The organism is Halopiger goleimassiliensis (assembly GCF_000455345.1).
GTDB classification, from domain to species: Archaea; Halobacteriota; Halobacteria; order Halobacteriales; family Natrialbaceae; genus Halopiger_A; species Halopiger_A goleimassiliensis.
Genome location: NZ_HG315691.1, coordinates 777348 through 794973 on the forward strand (window position 1 = coordinate 777348; position 17626 = coordinate 794973).

The following is a 17626-nucleotide window of genomic DNA, read 5'->3' on the forward strand; positions in this document are numbered from 1 at the left end:
AGGTTAGCCTAAAGATCGGTACGCTTTTCATTATTTAGGTTGGCCTAAAAATTATGCTGCCCCGACAATCGCCGCTCGATATTCCGGGCGGTAACGAACGCAGCGGTGGTGTAGTGTGACCGATACGACCCCGTCGACTGCACAGCTTTTGGCGCAACAGGCCCGTCGCGAGTCGAACGCGCGGACGTATCCCCGGTCGCTTCCACTCGCGATAGCACGGGCGGAGGGTGCAATTCTCGAGGACGTCGACGGAGACGAGTACATCGACTGTCTCGCAGGAGCCGGAACGCTCGCGCTCGGCCACAACCATCCCGCAGTCGTCGAACGAATCGAACGCCTGCTCGAGTGCGGACAGGCGCTCCACACGCTCGATCTGACGACGCCGATCAAGGAGCAATTCGTGGACCGGTTGCTCGAGAGCCTGCCCGACGAGTTCGCCGCGAACGCGACGGTGCAGTTCTGTAGTCCCGCGGGGACGGATGCCGTCGAAGCCGCGCTGAAACTCGTCAAGACGGCCACCGGAAATCGATCGCTGCTTACCTTCCAGGGTGCGTACCACGGGATGACCCAGGGAGCGCTCGAGTTGATGGGCGATACGGAGCCGAAAGCGCCGATCACGGGGAGTACCTCGGACGTCCATCACCTGCCCTATCCCTACGCCTATCGGTGTCCGTTCGGGCTCGGCGGCGAGGACTGCTGGCAGACGAGCGCCGAGTACGTCGAGCGAACGCTCTCGAATCCCGAGAGCGGGATAGTGGAGCCGGCCGGAATGATCCTCGAGCCGATCCAGGGCGAAGGCGGTGTCGTACCGGCCCCGGACGAGTGGATTCGGGAGATGCGCCGGCTCACACGCGATCACGACGTCCCGTTGATCGTCGACGAGATCCAGACCGGTCTCGGCCGCACGGGGGAACTGTACGCCGTCGAACACGCCGACGTCGTTCCTGACGTACTGACGCTCTCGAAGGCCGTCGGCGGCGGCCTCCCGCTGTCGGTCGTCGTCTACGACGAGTCGCTCGACGTCTGGGACCCTGGTGCCCACGCGGGTACCTTCCGTGGCAACCAGCTCGGGATGGCCGCCGGTGTCGCCACCATCGAGTACGTCCTCGAGAACGATCTCGACGACCGCGCCGCCGAGATGGGCGAGCGGCTGCGCGGTCACCTCGAGGAGACCGCCGCGCAGTTCGAGGCCGTCGGAGACGTTCGGGGCCGGGGCCTCATGCTCGGGATGGAACTCGTCGATCCCGGCAGCGATTCCGACTCGCTCGGGCACCCGCCTGCGGACGGCGATCTCGCCGAAGCCGTCCAGTCGGCGGCGTTCGAGCGCGGGCTCGTCCTCGAGACGGGTGGCCGGCACGGCAGCGTCGTTCGGTTCCTTCCGCCGTTGACCATCTCGCGCTCACAAGTCGACGAGATCGGTGCTATCGTCGCCGAAAGCGTGCGTGCGGCCGTCGAGACCGATCACGATCGGACGGAGGCGATGGGATGACCGCGGGACGCTCTCACTCCGATGTCGACCCCGTTCCACCGGCTGCCACGAGCGCCTTCCTGGGTGATCCTGACGGGCACGTCAGCTACGAAAACGCGATCGAGCAGGCGTGCGACCTCCTCTTCGAATCGTTCGCGACGGTCGAGGGGCCTTACGCGGGAACCGATCACGAGACGTTACGCGAGCGCCTGTCCGACCTTACGGTCGTCCCTGCGGACGGCGATTCGCTCGAGTCGGTTCTCGAGACGGTCGCAGACGAGATCCTCGTCGACTCCGTTCGGGTCCACGATCCAGACTGCGTCGCACACCTCCACTGTCCGCCGACGATCCCCGCGCTCGCTGCGGAACTGTTGCTCTCGGCGACGAACCAGTCGATGGATTCGTTCGATCAGGCACCTGCAGCGTCCGTGCTCGAGGAGCGCATCGTCGACGCCTGCTGTGAACTGTTCGGCTATCCGCCCGGTGCCGACGGCGTCTTCACGAGCGGCGGTACGGAGTCGAACCACCTCGGACTGTTGCTCGCGCGAGACTGGTACTGCGAGACGCGGTTCGACTGCGAGGTCCAGACCGCTGGACTACCGTCGGGGGCGGACCTCCGACTGCTCTGTTCGGAGGATGCCCACTTCACGGCTGAACAGGCCGCCCACCACCTCGGGCTCGGCGAAGACGCGGTCGTGACGGTCGCGACCGACGACGACCGCCGGATCGATCTCGACGCGCTCGACGACGCACTCGAGCGGATCGCGGCCGACGGTCACCACCCGTTTGCGATCGTCGCTACCGCCGGTACGACCGATTTCGGTAGTATCGATCCTCTCGCGCCGCTCGCGGATCGTGCTTCCGCATACGACTGCTGGTTGCACGTCGACGCCGCCTACGGCGGGGCGTGTGCGATCAGCGATCGACTCCGGCCGAAGCTTGCAGGGATCGACCGTGCCGACTCCATCGCGGTCGATTTCCACAAGCTGTTCTACCAGCCGCTGGGCTGTGGGGCCTTCCTGTTGCGAGACGGCGATCGATATCGGCTGCTCGAGCGCAACGTGGCGTATCTCAATCCCGAACGAGACGACGACGTCGGCGTCCCGAACCTCGTCTCGAAGTCCCTCCGGACGAGTCGCCGCTTCGACGCGCTGAAGCCGTACGTCACCTTCAACGCCCTCGGTCGGTCCGGGCTCGCGGAGTGTGTCGAGTACGTCTGCGACCTCGCCGACGCCGTCGCCGAGGAGATCCGCGCCGCGCCGGCGCTGGAACTATGCTGTGAGCCCGAACTGAGCACAGTCGTCTTCCGGTACCGACCGGATCGGGGGACCGACAGCATCGATTCGAACGATCACGACGACGTCGGCCGGATCAACCGCGCCATCCGCGACGAACTGTTGACCGACGGCGAGGTGTTGCTGGCCCGCACCGACGTCGACGGCGTTTCCGCCCTGAAGTTCACCCTGCTAAACCCGAGAACGACGGTTTCCCACCTCCGGGCCGCTCTCGAGGCGGTCGTCGATCGCGGCGAGACCCTCGAACACGAGTTGATCGATTCAGTATGACGTCACCATCCACGACACCGACCACGACCGATGCTCGCGTTGATCCGACGTGGATCGCGCGCGAGGCGACGGTGCACAGCTTTCTGAACTGCTACTGTCACGAGACCCAGGCTGGCGAGTTCGTTCCCGCGGCGGACGCACCGATCGATTGTGCGCCGACCAGCGGACTCGTGCTCCGTTGCGCGCTGGCGAACCAGGGGATCGAACTCTTCGTTCCCGTCGCCTACCGGTCGCCCACCGGTCGCCACCTGTTCGATCTCCCCGGCTACTACCGCACCGACGACGATCCGATCGAACTCGATTACGTAACGCTCGCGACCCTCGTGACGAAGGACCTCGAACTCGAGGGCGACGCTGATGCGCGCGATGACCTCCTCGAGCGGGTGATCCGTTCCTGTCGGAACGTCGAACGCTACGTCGCGGCCCGCGCCGACGACGGGGAGACGCTGTACGGAACGGCGTTTACGTTCCGCGAGGCCGAACAGTCGCTGGTGTTTGGCCACCTCCGCCACCCGACGCCGAAGAGCCGGCGCGGGATGGGTCGACACGCCGACCGCTACGCGCCGGAGCTCGAGGGATCGTTCCCGCTGCAGTATTTCCGCGCCGACCCGGATATCGTCACCTCCGAGTCCGCACTCGCAGTCGCCGCGGCCGAGTGGGTTCGCGAGGCGCTTCACGACGATCCGGCCGCCGATCTCGAGGACCGACTCGACGCGGACGACGTCGTGATCCCGTTGCATCCGTTGCAGGCCGAACACCTGCTCGACCGGCCCGCCGTCCGTGATCTCGTCTCGGCGGGTCGTCTAGAGTCGCTGGGCGAACTGGGCCGGGAGTTCCACCCGACGGCGTCCGTGCGGACGCTGTACGCACCCGACGCGCCGTTCATGGTCAAGTGTTCGCTACCAGTCGAGATCACCAACTCCCTGCGGACGAACAAGCGCGACGAACTCGAGCGCGGCGTCGCGGTCGCCGAACTCCTGTCGACCGAACTGGGGCAGGAACTCCGCGACCGGTTCCCGGCGTTCGACGTGATCCGCGACCCCGCGTATCTGACGATCGAACCGAACGCGCTGGCGATCGACGCGGACGAATCGGGATTCGAGGTCGTGTTCCGCGAGAACCCCTTTCAGGGTGAGGACGCTCGACGAGCGTCGCCCGTCGTCGCGCTCTGTCAGGACGCGATCGATGGTCGGTCCCGGCTCGCCCGACTCGTCGACTCCATCGCGACCAATGAGGGACGCGATCCAGCGGCCGTGAGCGAGGCGTGGTTCCGCCAGTACCTCGAGATTTCCGTGCGTCCGCTCCTGTGGCTCTATCTCGAGTGGGGACTGGGTCTCGAAGCCCACCAGCAAAATAGCGTGGTCAGGCTCGACGAGGAGGGGTATCCGGCCGCGTTCCGCTACCGGGACAATCAGGGCTTCTACATGCCCGAGGGGGCGAACGATCGTATCGATACCGTCGCCCCCGGGATCGGCGAGCGGGCGAACTCGCTGTGTCCAGCCGCGGTCGCCGACGAGCGGATCCGTTACTACGTCGTACTCAACAATGCGTTCGGCGTAATCAACGCCTTCGGAACCGCCGGCTTGGTCGACGAGCATCGGTTACTCGACGTTCTCCAGGCGGAACTCGAGTCGCTTCGTCAGTTCGATCGGTTCGACACGACGATCCTCGATCCGCTGCTCGAGTCCGCGACGGTGCCACGGAAGGCGAACTTGCTGACCCGGTTTCGCGGTCTAGACGAACTCGAGGCACCCTCGCTGGACGAGCAGTCGGTCTACGCCGACGTGCGGAATCCGCTGGTCGACACGTTCGACGCGGCTGTCGACGATTCGGGTGGAGCCACGGACGCGGAGGTGAGCCAATGACCGCGACGGATTCCGTTCGCGACCCCCACGCCACGGCCGTCGGTGAGTACGACTTCGCGTACTACGACGAGACGATCGACCGGCACATCGGTTTCCGACCGGTCGATCTCGAGCGCGACCTCGGCCGACTGCACGCCTGGCTCGGCTCGGATCACGTCAAACCGTACTGGGATCTCGACGAGCCGCTGCCGGCGTTCCGAGAGACGTGCCGGGAGAAGCTCGCGGACGACCACCAGACGCTCTACATCGGTTTTCTGGATCACGTTCCGATGAGCTACTGGGAGACCTACTGGGCCGCCGAGGACGACCTGGCCGCGTACTACGATGTACGGCCCGGCGACCGGGGAGTTCACCTCCTACTTGGTCCACCGGAGTACCTCGGTGGGGGGTTCGCAACGCCGCTGCTCCGGGCGATGATGGCCTTCCAGTTCCGTCATCCCGACACCGATCGGGTGGTCGGCGAACCCGATGCGCGCAACCAGCCCGTCCTCGAGGTCGCAAAGCGGTGTGGCTGTGAACTGCGCGGCGAGTTCACGTTCCACGAGGAGGAGAAGACGGCGACCCTCGTAACCTGTCCGCGCGAGCGGTTCGAACGCGAAATATGGCCGCCCACGGCTGCCGATGGAGGTGAACGAAATGACTGACGGGTCCTCGGCTGCCACCGGGACGGCCGATCCCGGAACCGTCGTCGATTGTGGTCACTACGATGTCCTCGGCGTCGGTCTCGGGCCGTTCAATCTCGGGCTCGCGGCGCTCCTCGAGGGGGTCGACGACGACCTCGATGCGGTCTTTCTCGAGCGCGAACCCGAGTTCGCCTGGCACGAAGGCATGTTGATCGAGGGGGTCACGCTCGAGGTGCCGTTCCTCGCGGACCTGGTGACGATCGCCGATCCGACGAACCCCTACAGCTACCTCAACTACGTCCGCGAACGCGACCGGATGTACGAGTTCTACTTCTACGAGACGTTCCAGGTCCCGCGCCGCGAGTACGACGACTACCTGCGCTGGGTCGCCGAGACCGTTCCCACGACGCAGTTCAGCCGGGATGTGACGGACGTCGAGTACGTCGCGGCGGACGACGGCGACGCGAGTGCGGACGAGCCCGCAGCCGGAACGTTCGTGGTCGAATCAGCCGATCCGGAGAGCGGCAACCGGTACCGCTACAGCGCCGACGACCTCGTCGTGGGCATCGGCTCTCGGCCCGCGGTGCCCGAGTTCGCTCGCGAGTACGTGACCGCGGACGACGGATCGGAGCGTGCGTTCCACACTGCCGACTACCTCGAGCGCCGCGCGGACGTCCTGTCGGCCGATTCGATCACCGTAATCGGTTCCGGGCAAAGCGCCGCCGAGGTCGTCCTGGATCTGCTCGAGCGCCAGTCCCACCGTGACTACCGCCTCGACTGGATCACCCGCTCGGACGGGTTCTTCCCGATGGAGTACTCGAAACTCGGGCTCCAGCATTTCACGCCCGAGTATCTCCGGTACTTCTACGACCTGCCGCAATCCCGAAAGGACGAGTTGCTGGCGGAGCAGGACCTCCTCTACAAGGGGATCGACGTCGAGACGAGCGCCCGAATCTACGAAACCCTCTATGAGCACTCGATCGGCGACCGCGATCCCGACTTCGGAATGCTCGCGACGACCGCCGTCACCGACCTGGAACGCGCCGACGGCAGCTACTGGCTCGCGTGCGAACACCGTCAGCAAGAGCAATCGTTCGTCCTCGAGACCGACGCCGTCGTCTTCGGGACGGGCTACCAGCGGCCGGCCCCGACATTCATCGAACCGATCGCCGACCGGATCGCGTTCGACGATCGCGGACGGTTCCGCGTGAGCGAGGACTACCGCCTCGAGGGCGACCTCGGCGGTTCTGACGACGCCGGCGGTCGCGTCTTCGTCCAGAACGCCGAACTTCACACCCACGGCGTCGGGACGCCGGATCTCGGCCTCGGCTGTTACCGGAACGCCGTCATTGTGGACCAACTCGTCGGTCGCGAGGTGTATCCGATCGACCGGGACACCGTCTTTCAGGATTTCGACGTCGATCGGTTCGCCGAGCACGCGCCCGTCCGAACTGACACGGCAGACTCCGCAGAACGCGACACGGAATAACGATGGACGACCCACGACACGACCACGATCTGGAGTACGGACTCGACGGGACCGAAACGCTCGACGACGTGCTGACCGACGACCGCTGGACCGACGCGGAACGAGCGTTGCTCGCGAAGATCCTTCGTGAGTTCACCTACGAAGGGATCGTCGATCCCGAACCGGTTGATGCCGACCCGTCGGACGAGTCCTGGACCCGATACGAAATCGATCTCGACGGGACGCGCTACCGGTTCGACGCCCAGCAGCGGTACTGGGACAGCATCAGTGTCCGCCCCGCGTCGATCGAGCGCGAACCGGACGACGGCGACGGTTTCGACCCCGCCGACGATCCGCTCCGGTTCGTCGTCGACCTCGAGCCGACGGTCGATCTCGACGGCATCACGGCCGGCCACCTCGTTCGCGAGTACACCAACACGCTGCTCGCGGACGCACACATCGCCGCCGACGAGACCGACGTGTCGGTCCTCGATATGACCTACGCCGAAATCGAGGGCGAGATGACCGGTCATCCGTGGCTCACCTTCAACAAGGGGCGAATCGGCTGGGGATACGACGATTACCTGCAGTTCGCCCCCGAACGATCCGAGCCGATCAGCCTGTCGTGGTGTGCCGTATCCCGCGAGGCGGCCACCTTCGTCGGGGTCGAGGACCTCGAGTACGAGACGCTGGTCCGCTCCGAACTCGGTGGCCACTACGATCGGTTCCGCGACGAACTCGCGGACCGGGGGCTCGAACCCGACGACTACCGCGTCGTCCCGGTCCACGACTGGCAGTGGTCGAACACCGTCGTTCCGCTGTTCGGAAAACAACTCGCGACCGACGTGATCGTTCCCCTAGGGCAGGGGCCGGACGAGTACCGCCCCATGCAGTCCGTTCGGACGTTCGTCAACGTCGACGAGCCCGACAAACACAACGTGAAGCTCCCGATGCGCATCATCAACACGCTCGTCTGGCGCGGTCTTCCGGGCGAGCGCACCGAGGCTGCGCCGATCGTCACGGAGTACATCAAGGGAATTCGCGACGACGATCCGTTCCTGCGGGACGAGTGCGAACTCGTTCTTCCCGGCGAAATCGCCGGGATCGACGTCGACCATCCGACGTTCGACGCGCTCTCCGGCCCGGCCTACCAGTACGACGAACTGCTCGGCTGCGTCTGGCGCGAGAGCGTCACTGCGCTGATCGACGACGACGAGCGGGCGATGACCCTCTCCGCCTTGCTGCACGTCGAGGACGACGAGCCGGTCGTCTCGAAACTGGTCGAGCGCTCCGGGCTGTCGCTGTCCGAGTGGCTCGAAGAGCTGTTCGCGACGATGCTCCCGCCGCTGTTGCACTACCTCTACCGGTACGGGACTGCCTTCTCGCCACACGGCGAGAACACGATCCTCGTGCTCGAGGACGGCCGTCCTTCGCGGCTCGGCGTCAAGGACTTCGTCGACGACGTGAACGTAACCGAACACCCGATCGAAGAACTGCAGGCGCTGCCGGACGAAGTCGACGACGTACTCCTCTCGGTGCCCCCGTCGGATCTCCGACTGTTCCTCGTCTACGGGCTGTTCGTCGGCGTCTACCGTTACCTCGCGGACGTTCTGGTTCGTCACCACGAGTACCCCGAGGAGCGGTTCTGGCGACAGGTCCGGGCCGCCGTCGAGGACTACCACGCGCAGTTCCCCGAACTCGAGGACCGGTTCGCGCTGTTCGACCTGCTCGAGCCCACGTTCCCTCGACTGACGCTGAACCGCAACCGAATCATCGATTACGGCTACCAAGACCTCCCCGAGCGTCCGCATCCGATCGAACACGGGACCGTCGAAAACGCCCTCTACGCGGTCAGTCCGGATCGGTGAACTGACCGACCGGGTTCCCCTCGTGCGATCGCGACGGCCCACCGCGGGACGAGGCCGACGAGAATCGTCGCTTCCGATCCGCGAGTCAGGACTTGACCGCCTCGAGCGCCGCCTGCCGTTTCTCGACGACGGCCTCGATCCGCTCTTTCTTGTCCTCTGGGTCCTCGAGGCCGTCGAGCCACGAGAGCCCGCTGTAAAACGAGACGAGGTGGCCGATCTCGTCCTCGGTGAGCAGGCCCAGGTCGCCCGCAGCGGACCGGTAGATCACGGGAGCCTCGACCCGCTCGGTGATCCGCTCGTAGCCGCCGTCGGCGACCAGTTCGTCCACGTACGCGTAGGAGCGCAGTTCCTCCTGGAACGCCCGCCGGAGCCGACGGGTGGCGTCGCGCTCGCGTTTCCAGTACAGCAGGTACGACCCCGCCGCGGTGGCGATCGCGCCGATGACCGCACCGAGGACGAAGCCGAGCGCCGTCTCGACCATGGCCGTTCCACGGGAAGCAGCGGGGTAAGGGTGTGGCCAGCAGCGAAACCGAGGGTAGCGAGAGCGCAAGCGGGGCACCCGCGAGAGAACGAACGCGGCGCTCTGCGCCGCGTGACGTGATCGAGCGGTCTTTTTTGGTCCAGATTTTTTGCGGGAGTGGTGAGCGACCGCAGGGAGCGAACCCGACCGCAAAAAAGGTGGGTGCTAGTCTTCGGTCGTCGTCTTCTCCTTGTCCAGATCGCCCTGGTAGATCTCCGCGCCGTCCTGGGCGACCTTCTCGGCCAGGACCGCGCACTTGACCCGCATCGGCGAGATGTCGACGCCGAGCATGTCGATGACGTCGTCGCGATCCATCTCGAGCAGTTCGTCGACGGTCTTCCCCTGGAGTTCCGTCGAGAGCATGCTCGCGGAGGCCTGGCTGATCGCACAGCCGTCCCCGGAGAAGGCGACCCGCTCGATCGTCTCCTCTTCCTCGTCGAGTTCGACGTCCATGCGGATCTCGTCGCCGCACATCGGGTTCTCGCCGACGTGTGAGAAGGTGGGATCCTCGAGTTCCCCGTAGTTGCGAGGGTTCTTGTAGTGATCGAGGATCTGCTGTCGGTACATGTCCGAGCCCAGTCCCATTGGTATGCCGGAATAGACCGCTCCGTTGTAAAAGGGTTCCGGGGCTCGGCGTCGCGCGATACCGAAACCGGTTGCGATCGGCGCTCGGACGGTCCCTTCCGGCGGTTCGGACGCGTCGCTACGGACGAAAAATGGGCGGTTGCACCGTCACGGCGAGCGGTTGGTGGTCGGTGCTGCTACGCGGATCCCTGGTCGGTGGGGGGATGCAGGTAGCAGGCGTCGGCGATGGCGAGGACGCCGACGACCGACGCGACGGTCACGGCGTGTCGCATCGCCACGCCGAAGGCGTGGGTTGCGACCAGTGCAACCGCGAACGCGACCGGAATAACGGCGAGTACGAGATCGTACCGGTCGGCCGCGGTGAGAACACCGACCAGGGTCTCGAGCGGGTCCCGTTCGGGACGGCCGATGGGTTTCTCGTACACGTGTTCTCACCTCGGCACGTTATCGTAGGACGCCGGGATGGAAAAACCCTACGCGAGTTTGTTGTTGTTTGCTCGGCGACCGAAAACCCGGCCTCTGGCGTTGCCCTACCTGTCGTCGGCCGTACCGGCCGGTTACCACTCGGACCCGTCGAACTCGCGCTCGAAAGGATGACAGCCTCGGACGAGTCGATCCGGGAGATCGTCGGCCGTCGCGTACAGCCCGCACATCACCGCCTCGAGTTCGGCGAACTGCGGGCCGCGGCTCGCCGAGAACGGACGGTGTTGCCACTCCACGTAATCGGCGTCGGCCAGCATCGGCAGGTGCTGGTGGCGCAATTCGAGGCGGAGTCGGTCCGGGTCCCGCTCGAGGTCGGGGTTGGCGGCCGCGTCCGGCAATTGGACGGCACCACCGTCAGGCACGTCCATCAGCGCATCCACGAGTTGGCGACGCGGATCGACCGCCAGTACCTCGAACACGCGATTCCAGCGGCGTATTGCGGACGAGGAATCCTGCCGTTGGTGGCCAGTCATACCACTATATTATGGGTTCCGTAGCATAAATGTGTGCAATGGTATCATGGATCGGATCAGTCGTAGGTGCATCCGCTGACGGGTCGACCGACCGTTCTCACCGACGACGCTGTCGGTTTCGGTGATACCCATCGTATCCGGAACGGGGTCGGACCCACCTCTGAGGAGCCGCCGCCCCCTCCGGCCGATTCGTTCGCGATGATCTGGCGATCAACTGGCGCGCATCGGTCTGTGCGGCGCGGTACTCGCTCACCGCTCACGAAAAAAGCTGGACCAAAACGCCGCTCACTCCGTTCGCGGTCTGCCCTAGGCGAACAGTTGCCGCGCGTCCTCGAGCGCGGCGACCAACTGGTCGACTTCCTCTCGGGTGTTATAGATGTAGAACGACGCCCGCGTCGAGGCCGGGACGCCGAGTTTGTCGTGCAGCGGCTGGGTGCAGTGGTCGCCGGCCCGGACGGCGATGGTGTGGTCGTTCATGATCGAGGCCAGATCGTGAGCGTGGACGCCCTCGAGGTTGAAGCTGACGAGGCCGCCGCGGTCGGGACCGCCCTCGGGACCGTAGATTTCGACGTCGTCTTCCTCGGCGAGACGGTCGTAGGCGTAGGCCGCCAGTTCTTCCTCGTGGGCGCGGATGCGGTCCATGCCGATCTCCTCGAGCCAGTCGACCGCGGCGTGGAGGCCGACGGCTTCGGCGATGGGCGGCGTGCCGGGTTCGAACTTCCAGGGGAGGTCGCCCCACGTGGAATCCTCGAAGGTGACCTTGCGGATCATGCCACCGCCGTAGAGATAGGGCTGGAGGTCCTCGAGCAGGTCCCGTTTACCGTAGAGGACGCCGATGCCGGTCGGGCCGGCCATCTTGTGCCCGGAGAAGGCATAGAAGTCCGCGCCGATCTCCTTCACGTCGACCGGGCGGTTAGGAACGGCCTGTGCGCCGTCGATGAACGAGAGCGCGCCGTGTTCGTGGGCGAGGTCGGTGAGTTCGGAGACGGGATTGACCGTCCCCAGGGTGTTCGAGACGTGGACCGCCGAGACGATGGCGGCGTCGTCGTCGATCAACTCGCGGGCGTGGTCCATGTCGAGGCGGCCGGTCTCGTCGATCCGGATGTACTCGACGTCGGCACCCGTCCGCTTGGCGATCTGTTGCCACGTAACCAGCGAGGCGTGGTGTTCCATCTCCGTGAGGACGACCCGGTCGCCGGGCTCGAGTTCGTTCAGCCCCCACGAGTAGGCGATCAGGTTCTCGCCCTCGGTCGTGTTCTTGGTGAAGACGACCTCCTCGCGGCCGTCGGCGTTGACGAAGTCGGCGACGCGGTCGTGGGCCTCCTCGTAGGCGATGGAGGCCTCCTGACTGAGGTGGTGGATGCCCCGGTGGACGTTGGCGTTCGTCTGGCGGTAGTAGTCGCTCATCGCGTCGACGACCGCGTCGGGGGTCTGGGTCGTCGCCGCGTTGTCGAGGTAGACGACCTGCTGGCCGTCGAACTCGCGCTCGAGGATGGGAAACTCCTCGCGGATGGCCTCGACGTCGAGCGACTCGAGGTTCTGGTGGCTCATTGGCGACTAGCAGGGGTCCCATACAAAACACTCCTTCGGTTCCGCGACCGCGAGACGGACGAAATCGCCGGTTTCTCCGACGCCGGGATCCGACTGACCCGGGGCTTTTCCCTGCGTGAGAGGCACCCGCCGGATTAACTGTCCGTTCGTGGTAGCCGCCCGCGATGGCAGCGATACGGACGGTCGATCTGACGAAACGCTACGGCGACGTCACGGCCGTCGAGGGACTCTCGTTGACCGTCGCGGAAGGGGAGGTGTTCGGATTTCTCGGGCCGAACGGGGCCGGCAAGTCGACTACGATCGACCTCCTGCTCGATTACGTCCGCCCGACCGCCGGCTCTGCCGCGGTCCTGGGATACGACGCCCAGGCGGAGTCCGCCGCCGTGAGCCGGCGGGTCGGCGTCCTCCCGGAGGACGTCGACGTCTACCCGCGGCTGACTGGCCGCCGCCACCTCGAGTTCGCCATCGAGACGCTCGAGGCTGACGACGATCCCGACGCCCTCCTCGATCGCGTCGGCCTCGCACCCGAGGCCAGGGACCGTCCCGCGGGCGACTACTCGACCGGCATGCGCCAGCGACTCGCGCTCGGGATGGCGCTCGTCGGCGACCCGGACCTGCTCGTCCTCGACGAACCCGCGACGGGGCTGGACCCCCACGGCATTCGCGAACTCCAGGCGCTCGTCCGCGAGGAGGCCGACCGCGGGACGACCGTCTTCTTCTCGAGCCACATCCTCGAGCACGTCGAGGCTGTCTGTGACCGCGTCGGCGTCCTGTTCGAGGGCGAACTGGTCGCCGTCGACACGATCGCGGGGCTGCGCGAGTCGATCGGCGACGGCGCGACGATGCGCGTGGCCTTCGCCGAGTCGCCCGCCGATGCCGAGGCCGTCGTCGCCACGATCGACGGCGTGACCGACGTCGTCACCGCCGAGGCCTCCCTCGAGTGTACGGTCACGGATCCGCCGGCGAAAGCAACCGTCGTGACCGCGCTCGACGACGCCGGCGCGACGATCCGGGACCTCCGCCTCGAGGAGCCGTCCCTCGAGTCGCTGTTCACGACGCTGGTCGGCCCGTCGGCGACCGACGACGCAACGGAGCCGTCCCCCGAGACGGATCGCGACGCCGACTCCTCCGACGTCGAACGCGGCGCGGAGGCGGTCGAATGAGTACGGCCGTCTGGGCGGTCGCCCGCAAGGAGTTCGACGACGCCGGCCGCTCGCGGCTGCTGTGGGCGCTCGTGGCGCTGTTGCTCGTCGTCGCGGCGGTCGGCTACGCGGGGCTGTGGGCGGCCGGCGAGTCGATCACCGCCCTCGAGGCGCTGGTCTTCCTGGGCCTCCCGCTGCAGGTCCTGTTGCCCGTCGCCGCACTGGTGGTCGGCTACATGGCCGTCGTCGGCGAGCGACGATCCGGCCGGATCAAACTCCTGCTCGGGGTGGTGCCGACCCGGGCGGACGTCGTCTTCGGGACGCTCCTTGGCCGGTTCGGCGTCGTCGCCGCCGCCGTCGGGCTGGCTTTCGCCGTCGCCCTCGTGGCCGGCGCGGTCTTCTTCGGCTCCGCGCCGATCTTCGACTGGCTCGCTTTCGGGGCGATCACGCTCGCGTTCGGCGCGGCGTTTCTCGCCATCGGCGTCGGCATCTCGGCCGCCGTCGCCTCGCGGGGCCGCGCGCTGGCGCTCGCCGTCGGTTCGTACGTCGCGTTCGTCGGCCTCTGGGAGTTGCTCACCGCCGGCCCCTACTACTTGCTCTATGGCCACGGCCCGCCCGTCCAGGCGGCCCCCTGGTACCTCGCGCTCGAGCAGTTCAATCCGATCGTCGCCTATTCGACGCTCACCGACTACGCGCTGGGGGTCGAGTTGCTCCCGCTCCGGTTGCAGTACGGCCTCGAGACGCCCGCGGCGATCGGGATGACGCCCGCCGAGCGGTACTGGGCGGAGATCCCGTTCTACCTCGAGGAGTGGTTCGCCGCGGTGGGGCTGCTCGTCTGGATCGTCGTCCCGCTCGGGATCGGCTACTACCGGTTCAGCCGAGCCGACCTGTGATCGCTCTCTCGAGAGTGTACGCAATGTCTCGATGTTGTTCACTTCTCCTTCGAATCTGTTTACGGCGCGTTTGGACGGAGAACATCGAAATGAAGCGTCCTGCTATCGTGGACTCGAGGAGTGGCCACGCCCTCCCCAACCGATTCGCTCCCTTCGGTCGCTCATCCCTCGCGCGGTTTCGTCGTCCGGTCTCGAAGGTGCTCACGGGTCACTCCGTTCCCCGTTCGCTCTCCGAGGGATTCGCTCCGCTCATCTCTCGCTTCCCTCGACCGGACGACAGCGCGCGCCTCCGCACACGGGATGGATGCAGCGCGATCCTTCCTCAGTCTGCGCGCCCGGTTATCGGTCGTCGGACGGAGGCCGAGCGAACGCTTCGACGAAACTTCCGTCGAGAGCCGGTCGGAGCCGTCGAAGCGTCCGAACTGACCCTTCAGTACATCCGCAACAACTGCGCGTGGCGCGTCTCGCCGATCTCGAGGACGTTCGCCTCGTCGATGACGCCCTCGTCGATAGCGAGCGCGACCGCCTGCGTGCCGACGATGTTGGCGATGTCGGCACGGGCGAGACTGTCGGCGACCGCGGGTTCGTCGCGTTCTTCGCCGCCGTAGAACTCCTCGGTGACCGTCAGCGAGAACTCACCCTCCTCGAAGGTCTCGCCGAGGACGTCGCTGTCGCAGACGGTGACCAGCAGCCCCTGTTCGGTCTCGCGCTCGGTGACCAGCATGCTCACTCGAGTCGCCACTCCTCGTCGCGGTCGTGCTCGCGGCCGGGATCGGTGATCTCGACGTCCTCACGTGGCGGCGCGCCGCCCGTCGGCTGGCCCTCCATCTCCCGGCGCTGTTCCATCACGTGCTGTTCGGCGCGTTCGCGTAGTTCGTTGGCCTCGTCGGCGATCTCCTCGGCCTCGTCGTACTCGCCCAGTTCCTCGAGGATGCGGGCTTTCTCCTCGAGAACCGGCGCGTTGCGCATCCCGAGACGGATGGCGTTGTCGATGCAGTGTAAGGCCTCCTCGGCGAGTCCGCGCTCGGAGAGGAAGAAGGCGCGGTTGTACCACCCCTCCGCAAATCGTTCGTCGATCTCGACGGCGCGCTCGGCGTGTTCCAGCGCCTGTGCGGTCTCGCCGAACTCCCAGAGGGCGTAGGCGAGGTTCGTCTCGGCCGTCGCGGCGTGTTCGCTCGCGTCGTCGATCGCGATGGCCTCCCGGTGGGCCCCGATCGCCTGGTCGTACTCCTCGAGTTCGGCGTGGGCGATGCCCTTGTTGACCCAGGCCTCCTGCTCGAGGCGGTCGTCCTCGGCGAAGCGGGCGGCCCGCTCGAAGGCCTCGGTGGCCTGCTCGTAGCGGTTGATGCCCATGTAGTTCAGCCCGACGTCGAGCAGTTCGCCGGCGTCGACCTCGTCCGCCGGTAGCTGTTCCCGGTCGAGCGTGTCGGCGATCACCCGCGAGTCGACGGGGTCGACCTTCGAGGGGTCGACGTCCAGTTCCGGCGGATCGAGATCGAACTCGTCGTAGGGATCGTCGAACCCCTCCCCTTCGGAGAAGTCGTGACGGTCTCGCTCTCGGTCGGTCATTGACGGAACGTCGCGGCCACGACTGTTAAGACCTGCGACCCGGGGTCGGCCCCGTTCGCCGCGTCTCGAGCTTCGATCCCCGTCACGACCGGCCGAACCCGAGCAGCGAGCGTAGCGTCCGCGTCCGGACGCCGCACTCGCCGGCGTACTCGCAGGACTCGCACTTCGACCGGTTCGTCGTCCGGGGCGGCGGCCCGTCGAGTTCGCGGACCGTCCGCAGTGCGCGGCGGTAGCGGGCCGTCCGCCGGACCGTCGTCGAGACCGACCGCACGACGCCGTAGGCGGGGTACTCGAGCCACGCACGTTCGACCGGCTGCTCGTGTTCCCAGGCGAGCGCCTTCGCCGCGGCGACGGCCTGCACCGACTGGCTCTCCCAGACGCCGCGGTCGGGCGGTGCTCCGCTCGAGACGAGGACGGGTTCGATGGGATCTGCGAGCACCTTGTGGACGACGCCACGGCAGTCACGGCCCGTCACGAGTCGGTTCCGGTCGCGCGGGTCGCGGAGTCGGTCCCACTCCCCCTCGTCGGCGAGTCGCTCCCGCGTGGCTGCCAGCGTCTCCCGGTAGTCGACCGACGGGACGGCGATCGGTTCGTCCGCGAGCGTTCCCGCCGGCGCTGCGAGCAACTCCTCGTACCGTCGCTCGAGGTCGCGGATCGCGTCGACACGGGACGGCGGGTCGGGATCGTCCTCGTGCGTCCGTCGGTAGTAGAGTTTCCGCGGACAGTAGGCGGCGGTTCGCAGGTCGCTGAAGGTGACGTACTCGCTGGCCACGCCCCCGTTGGCCGCCCGATCGGATAAAAACGGTCGGCTAGAAGTCCACGTTCGTCTCCATCCCCTCGGTGGCGTCCTCGAGGCCGTCCTCGCGGACGTCCGTGGTCATCCGCTCGGAGAGTTCGGCGTCGGCGAGGATGCTGTCGAACTCGTCGCGGTAGCGGTCGTTCGCGGTGCGGGACTCGTCTTCGGCCTCGGCGACGCGCCGGTAGCGCCGGATCTGCTCCTCGCTGACGTCGAACTCCGCGGCGAGCGTCGCGTCGTCCTCGTCGCGGCCGCGGATGACGGCGAGGTCGATCTCGGAGGCGTCGTCCTCGCCCACGAGGTGCAGGGACATGCGGGCCTCGAAGACCGTCTCCGGGTCGACGCCCAGGTCGTCGGCGATTTCGGCGTCGCTCTCCTCGTCGTAAAAGCCCCGTGCGACCTGGATCAGTTCGTCGGTCGATAGGGGAGTGTCGAACGCGTAGCGCTCGCGCATCTGGCTGATGACGTTCTCGAGGCGCTCTTCTTCGCTTCGTTCGTCGGTCGCCAGCGATCCCCGGGTGTTCTCCTGGGATTCGGTGACGGTCTCCTCGCCGTCGGTGACGTCCGTGAAGATATCTCGGAGTTCCTCGGTTTTGTCGTTCATGGGTGGACACTCCCGACGGGCGGCTATATAAGCCTGTTGCCAGATTGCGTTGGCCGGCGATAGCTGACACGATCGACAATTATAAACGTGAAACCGAATCAAAATTTCCGCGGGCAAGCGACGGGATGGGCCACGAGACGGTGTGACAAGAGT

At 66.4% G+C, this 17626-nt stretch carries 17 protein-coding genes; 8 read left to right on the forward strand and 9 right to left on the reverse strand.

The genetic code is table 11. The annotated features are described in order from the left end of the window. Window positions 1-115 precede the first annotated feature (115 nt). From TX79_RS18450 to TX79_RS18475, 6 genes are read left to right on the forward strand one after another with little or no spacing between them, the layout of a single operon-like run. A complete protein-coding gene (locus TX79_RS18450) occupies window positions 116-1489 on the forward strand; it encodes a diaminobutyrate--2-oxoglutarate transaminase (protein ID WP_049929122.1) in 1374 nt (457 codons plus the stop codon). Beyond that, on the forward strand, window positions 1486-3033 hold the full coding sequence (locus tag TX79_RS18455) for a pyridoxal phosphate-dependent decarboxylase family protein (RefSeq protein WP_049929123.1): 1548 nt from the start codon (window positions 1486-1488) through the stop codon (window positions 3031-3033). The genes TX79_RS18450 and TX79_RS18455 overlap by 4 nt, the downstream gene beginning before the upstream one ends. Next, window positions 3030-4898: an IucA/IucC family protein gene (locus TX79_RS18460; RefSeq protein ID WP_049929125.1), complete on the forward strand. Its 1869-nt coding sequence runs from the start codon at window positions 3030-3032 to the stop codon at window positions 4896-4898. The genes TX79_RS18455 and TX79_RS18460 overlap by 4 nt, the downstream gene beginning before the upstream one ends. Continuing rightward, on the forward strand, window positions 4895-5542 hold the full coding sequence (locus tag TX79_RS18465; RefSeq protein ID WP_049929126.1) for a GNAT family N-acetyltransferase: 648 nt from the start codon (window positions 4895-4897) through the stop codon (window positions 5540-5542). The genes TX79_RS18460 and TX79_RS18465 overlap by 4 nt, the downstream gene beginning before the upstream one ends. Continuing rightward, on the forward strand, window positions 5535-7010 hold the full coding sequence (locus TX79_RS18470) for a lysine N(6)-hydroxylase/L-ornithine N(5)-oxygenase family protein (RefSeq protein ID WP_049929273.1): 1476 nt from the start codon (window positions 5535-5537) through the stop codon (window positions 7008-7010). The genes TX79_RS18465 and TX79_RS18470 overlap by 8 nt, the downstream gene beginning before the upstream one ends. Window positions 7011-7012: 2 nt before the next feature. Then, window positions 7013-8857, forward strand: a complete 1845-nt coding sequence (locus TX79_RS18475) for an IucA/IucC family protein (protein WP_049929127.1) — start codon at window positions 7013-7015, stop codon at window positions 8855-8857. Window positions 8858-8942: 85 nt separating this feature from the next. On the opposite strand, the gene TX79_RS18480 is transcribed toward TX79_RS18475, so the two are convergent. The 5 genes from TX79_RS18480 to TX79_RS18500 form a co-directional block, all read right to left on the reverse strand. Continuing rightward, on the reverse strand, window positions 8943-9338 hold the full coding sequence (locus TX79_RS18480; RefSeq protein ID WP_049929128.1) for a hypothetical protein: 396 nt from the start codon (window positions 9336-9338) through the stop codon (window positions 8943-8945). 204 nt (window positions 9339-9542) lie between these two features. Next, window positions 9543-9962, reverse strand: coding sequence for a Fe-S cluster assembly sulfur transfer protein SufU (gene sufU / locus TX79_RS18485; RefSeq protein WP_049929129.1), 420 nt, complete (start codon window positions 9960-9962; stop codon window positions 9543-9545). 176 nt (window positions 9963-10138) lie between these two features. Next, window positions 10139-10387 carry a hypothetical protein gene (locus TX79_RS18490; protein ID WP_049929130.1) on the reverse strand — a complete coding sequence of 83 codons (249 nt, stop codon included), beginning with the start codon at window positions 10385-10387 and terminating at the stop codon, window positions 10139-10141. Between the two features lie 132 nt (window positions 10388-10519). Next, complete coding sequence (locus TX79_RS18495; RefSeq protein WP_049929131.1) at window positions 10520-10918, reverse strand: hypothetical protein; 399 nt, start codon at window positions 10916-10918, stop codon at window positions 10520-10522. Between the two features lie 306 nt (window positions 10919-11224). Next, window positions 11225-12469 carry an aminotransferase class V-fold PLP-dependent enzyme gene (locus TX79_RS18500; protein WP_049929132.1) on the reverse strand — a complete coding sequence of 415 codons (1245 nt, stop codon included), beginning with the start codon at window positions 12467-12469 and terminating at the stop codon, window positions 11225-11227. Window positions 12470-12633: 164 nt separating this feature from the next. Here TX79_RS18500 and TX79_RS18505 point away from each other — a divergent pair, with 164 nt between their 5' ends. After that, window positions 12634-13632 (forward strand): ABC transporter ATP-binding protein, encoded by a 999-nt coding sequence (locus TX79_RS18505; protein ID WP_049929133.1) that lies wholly within the window; start codon window positions 12634-12636, stop codon window positions 13630-13632. Beyond that, on the forward strand, window positions 13629-14504 hold the full coding sequence (locus TX79_RS18510) for an ABC transporter permease subunit (protein WP_049929134.1): 876 nt from the start codon (window positions 13629-13631) through the stop codon (window positions 14502-14504). Before TX79_RS18505 ends, TX79_RS18510 begins: the two co-directional genes overlap by 4 nt. 430 nt (window positions 14505-14934) lie before the next feature. On the opposite strand, the gene TX79_RS18515 is transcribed toward TX79_RS18510, so the two are convergent. From TX79_RS18515 to TX79_RS18530, 4 genes are all read right to left on the reverse strand, one after another. Continuing rightward, a complete protein-coding gene (locus tag TX79_RS18515; protein WP_049929135.1) occupies window positions 14935-15228 on the reverse strand; it encodes a DUF424 domain-containing protein in 294 nt (97 codons plus the stop codon). Between the two features lie 2 nt (window positions 15229-15230). Next, window positions 15231-16073 (reverse strand): tetratricopeptide repeat protein, encoded by an 843-nt coding sequence (locus TX79_RS18520; RefSeq protein WP_049929136.1) that lies wholly within the window; start codon window positions 16071-16073, stop codon window positions 15231-15233. Window positions 16074-16155: 82 nt separating this feature from the next. Further along, window positions 16156-16845 carry a CRISPR-associated protein Cas4 gene (locus TX79_RS18525; RefSeq protein ID WP_049929137.1) on the reverse strand — a complete coding sequence of 230 codons (690 nt, stop codon included), beginning with the start codon at window positions 16843-16845 and terminating at the stop codon, window positions 16156-16158. Window positions 16846-16882: 37 nt separating this feature from the next. Continuing rightward, complete coding sequence (locus TX79_RS18530) at window positions 16883-17473, reverse strand: conditioned medium-induced protein 4 (RefSeq protein WP_049929138.1); 591 nt, start codon at window positions 17471-17473, stop codon at window positions 16883-16885. Window positions 17474-17626: the final 153 nt, after the last annotated feature.

Coding starts and splice junctions, on each gene's coding strand:
- TX79_RS18455 (WP_049929123.1), top strand. CDS start 1,486: ATGACCGCGGGACGCTCTCACTCCGATGTCGACCCCGTTCCACCGGCT.
- TX79_RS18460 (WP_049929125.1), top strand. CDS start 3,030: ATGACGTCACCATCCACGACACCGACCACGACCGATGCTCGCGTTGAT.
- TX79_RS18465 (WP_049929126.1), top strand. CDS start 4,895: ATGACCGCGACGGATTCCGTTCGCGACCCCCACGCCACGGCCGTCGGT.
- TX79_RS18470 (WP_049929273.1), top strand. CDS start 5,535: ATGACTGACGGGTCCTCGGCTGCCACCGGGACGGCCGATCCCGGAACC.
- TX79_RS18475 (WP_049929127.1), top strand. CDS start 7,013: ATGGACGACCCACGACACGACCACGATCTGGAGTACGGACTCGACGGG.
- TX79_RS18480 (WP_049929128.1), bottom strand. CDS start 9,338: ATGGTCGAGACGGCGCTCGGCTTCGTCCTCGGTGCGGTCATCGGCGCG.
- sufU (WP_049929129.1), bottom strand. CDS start 9,962: ATGGGACTGGGCTCGGACATGTACCGACAGCAGATCCTCGATCACTAC.
- TX79_RS18495 (WP_049929131.1), bottom strand. CDS start 10,918: ATGACTGGCCACCAACGGCAGGATTCCTCGTCCGCAATACGCCGCTGG.
- TX79_RS18500 (WP_049929132.1), bottom strand. CDS start 12,469: ATGAGCCACCAGAACCTCGAGTCGCTCGACGTCGAGGCCATCCGCGAG.
- TX79_RS18505 (WP_049929133.1), top strand. CDS start 12,634: ATGGCAGCGATACGGACGGTCGATCTGACGAAACGCTACGGCGACGTC.
- TX79_RS18510 (WP_049929134.1), top strand. CDS start 13,629: ATGAGTACGGCCGTCTGGGCGGTCGCCCGCAAGGAGTTCGACGACGCC.
- TX79_RS18515 (WP_049929135.1), bottom strand. CDS start 15,228: ATGCTGGTCACCGAGCGCGAGACCGAACAGGGGCTGCTGGTCACCGTC.
- TX79_RS18520 (WP_049929136.1), bottom strand. CDS start 16,073: ATGACCGACCGAGAGCGAGACCGTCACGACTTCTCCGAAGGGGAGGGG.
- TX79_RS18530 (WP_049929138.1), bottom strand. CDS start 17,473: ATGAACGACAAAACCGAGGAACTCCGAGATATCTTCACGGACGTCACC.